This window comes from Magnetococcales bacterium, from assembly GCA_015231175.1.
In the GTDB taxonomy this organism is placed as follows: domain Bacteria; phylum Pseudomonadota; class Magnetococcia; order Magnetococcales; family DC0425bin3; genus HA3dbin3.
In genome coordinates this window covers 1-3403 of the sequence record JADGBZ010000154.1, presented here as the reverse complement: position 1 = coordinate 3403, position 3403 = coordinate 1, and the positions used below count along the sequence as shown (strand labels likewise).

Here is a 3403-nt window from a genome sequence, read left to right as displayed (position 1 = left end):
TTGCCCTTTTGGGGTTGCTGCCTATTGTAGCCATTTGCCGTACACGTCAGACAGGAGAAAGATTGGAATAAGGTGTCTTTTGGGGCTTCGCCCCAAACCCCACCAGGGGGAAGGGCGCAGCCCTTCCCCCTGGACCCCCATCCCAGTTTTTTAAACGTTTTTTTTGGGGCTTCGCCCCAAACATTACCAGGAGGAGGGGCGCAGCTCCTCCCCCTGGTGTTGTGTAGAGGGGTGGGATTTGGAATCGCAGGTCGGGAATCCTTTGGCAGCCGCATTGGATCGACGGCTCCCCTGTGCAAGATAGCGGGGCGCATGTCCCACAACCGTGTTGCGTCCCCCTTCCTTGGCCATCTGCAACGCCCGATCTGCCTGAACCATCAGATCGTCAAAAGTTTCCGCACCACCTTGAAGGGAGGTGACGCCAATGCTGACGGTTATTCGGAGGCTGTTCAGCCGTGGTGCCAGCTGCTGACCGACCTTTTCAACGGTTTTACGCAGGCGTTCCCCGCATTGGACGGCAGCAATGAAGCCGGCGTTGGGGAGAACGACCATGAACCTGTCCCCTTCGCAGCGGCCTATGCTGCCCCCTTCCCGAAGGGATCTTTTTATGATCTCTCCAAACAGTTTCAGGACATTGTCACCCTTTTGATGGCCCAGCTGGTCGTTGACCCGCTTGAAGTGATCCAAATTGACCATGAGCAGAGAGAGTTCCTTGTTGGCTTTTTGGGACACATTCATGGCGACGCGCAGATTCGCTTCGATGCGTGTGCGGTTGAGCAAGCCGGTCAAAGAATCGCATTCGGCTTGTTTTTGTGCGTCCTGGTAGAGGTGTATATGCTCCAGGGCTACTCCCAACTCCCTGGCGACGACTGAGACACCGATCAGGTCGGATTCAACCAGCTTTTTTTTGGTCGGACCATAGTCAAGCCAAATCAAGCCGTGGACCCTCGTTTTACCGAACACTGCCACCACGCCGATCTCTTCGACACCCATGCTGTGGAGAACCTCTTTCTCCATGGGGGTTCGAGCGCGAATGATGCGGGGCCGACGATCCCGTAAACAGTCTCGAAAGCCGCTCTCGACACCGGTCAAGGAGAGGCGCAGGCGGTGAAAATCCCGATTACCCTGAAAGGCCGGAATTTGTGAGCCAGGTACCAGGCAACGATCGCCATGTTCCACATGAAACATGCACAGCGTATTGAACTTGTACTCCTTGCGAATGGCCTGGAGGGTGTTGGGGATAACCAGGTTTTCATCCAGACTTTGGTGGGGAGCAAGCAAGGCTTCCGAACTCTCAGCGCATGAGAAACATTCAGTACCCTCGCTGAGTTGCCTGTTGTGGACCATCTGTCCCAAACGAATGGTCGCACCCAGGAGATGTTTACGGAACTGCATGTCGGTTGGCACATCGTAGCCGTAGTGATCGGCTGACACGGCCAAAAAAAGATCCAGGTGCGCCATAATGCCAGACCAGTCCGGCTGCTCCAGGTCCAGGGAGTAAGCCATCTTAGCAGCCAGAAATGGCTGTCGGGGAGCGGGGATGGAACCCAAACCTTGCGTCCAGGCTATAAAATCCGCCAGTTGAACTGTTTCAGCCAGACGTGCGACCAAGGGATCAACCTTGTGTTCATCCCCAAGGAGGGGAGAGTTTCCACCGATATCGTGGTGATAACGCACCCCATCGAGCAGCCAACCAGGCAGATCGAACAGTTCCAACCACCAGGCCCCCAACGCCTGGTGTCCCAAACCGATTAATTCTTGCTCCAGGCTGTGCAGACAGGCACCGCTTTGTGGGGCCAACTGCAAAAAATCGCTGTAGCCGCGCCAGCCAAATTTCTCCAGAACCACGCGCCCAAGGTCATGACAAAGACCGACCAGAAACGCCCTTTCCGGATCCACATGGCCATCTTGCTGCGCCAAATTCCGACTGATGCAGGCAACTGCCAGGGTATGCCGCCAAAACAGCCGCGGGTGAAACCCTTTGCTGGTCGCTGTCCCACGGATCCAATAGCGAAACAAAATAGTCTCCAGGAGGGAGCATCGAATTTCATCCAGTTCCATACCTTGTAGACGGTCGCCAAATCTGGTCGAAGATGTGGGGTCAAACTTGTCCGGATAACGCAGCGAAAGAGTCTCTTCCAGATCCTTTTGCAGGCCTGGCAAGGCATGGGTAAGAGGAGGCATGGCGGTTGCCAGGCCGGCCCAGGCATCCTCTTGGGAAAACAGCTTCTCCAGACCGGAGAGGTCGTATTGAAGATCTTCCGGGCTGCGAATCAGTAGAGATGCAACAGGGCCCTTGCCCGATTTGACTCCAGGTCCGTTCATGGGAGCCTCCTTCAGTTTATCATTTTGTTTTTTTTGGAGGATTTTTATTCCCCGCTTCCCGGACAATCCGAGCTGATTGGCGAATCAGAAGTGATCAATATAATCCATTCGGCCTGTCAGCGATTTGTTGCCCGCAAGATCTGAAGCAATTTTTGGGCCTGTGATTAAACGTTTAATAAATTGAATATGTTGTAAAAAATATGGTGCGATTTTATTTTATGATTCATGGAAAGATATGAAGAAGTGTATAAAAATTTTTACAAATCAAAGAAGTCTCCGGCGACAGGTTTGATATTTATTTGTTATAGATTGATTTTTAAATAAAATAATTTTTAGTCGTCAAATTTTTATGACAGTTGTGGAGTCAAAGGAGGGTGTTTGAAGGGTGCTGGCAGCAGTTGGGCGTCCCTGCAAACGATTGATCTATTTTCAAGTGGTGGAGGGGAAGATGACTGCCGTGATCGTTTGGTGTACGGTTCCTGATGTGCCACAGGCGCGTGTTTTGGCTACAACCCTTGTCAAGGAGGGGTTGGCGGCCTGTGTTCATCTCTTTCCGGTTGGCGAGTCGATCTATACCTGGGAGGGGAAGGTGGAGAAGAGTGCGGAGAGCCTGCTTATGATCAAGTCGCGGCAACAGCTTTATCTGCGTTTGCAGGAGAGGTTGCGGGAGCTTCATCCCTATCATGTGCCGGAGATTTTGGCGGTTCCGGTGAGTGCCGGCTTGCCGGAGTATTTGTCGTGGTTGACTCTGGCAACGGGGGGAGAGGATGCCGGTTGATGTGGCCAAGGCGTGGGATGGCCCAGGAAGGGGTGCGCCCTTTCTGGCGGGGTTGGGGCGAAGCCCTGACAAGGGCTTTCATGTCCAGGCATTTCTTGAAAGAATAACGAATCGGAGTCCAGGGGGCTGGCTCCCTGGCAGGGCCTTAGACAGAGTCCTGGTGGGGTTCGGGGCGAAGCCCTGACAAAGGCTTTCATATTCAAGCTTTTCTTGAAAGGGTGCTGAATAGTTACTTCTTTAAAAATCTGCAATACGTCCGCCTTCTGGCGCAAAAAGACGCGCCAGAAGGCGGACCATGGC

At 53.2% G+C, this 3403-nt stretch carries 2 protein-coding genes; one reads left to right on the top strand and one right to left on the bottom strand.

What is annotated here, in order from left to right:
• Positions 1-183 precede the first annotated feature (183 nt).
• Complete coding sequence (locus HQL63_16080) at positions 184-2325, bottom strand: diguanylate cyclase (protein ID MBF0178341.1); 2142 nt, start codon at positions 2323-2325, stop codon at positions 184-186.
• 448 nt (positions 2326-2773) lie between these two features.
• Between HQL63_16080 and HQL63_16075 the strand changes: the two genes are divergently transcribed.
• Positions 2774-3103, top strand: coding sequence for a divalent-cation tolerance protein CutA (locus HQL63_16075; protein ID MBF0178340.1), 330 nt, complete (start codon positions 2774-2776; stop codon positions 3101-3103).
• Positions 3104-3403 lie beyond the last annotated feature (300 nt).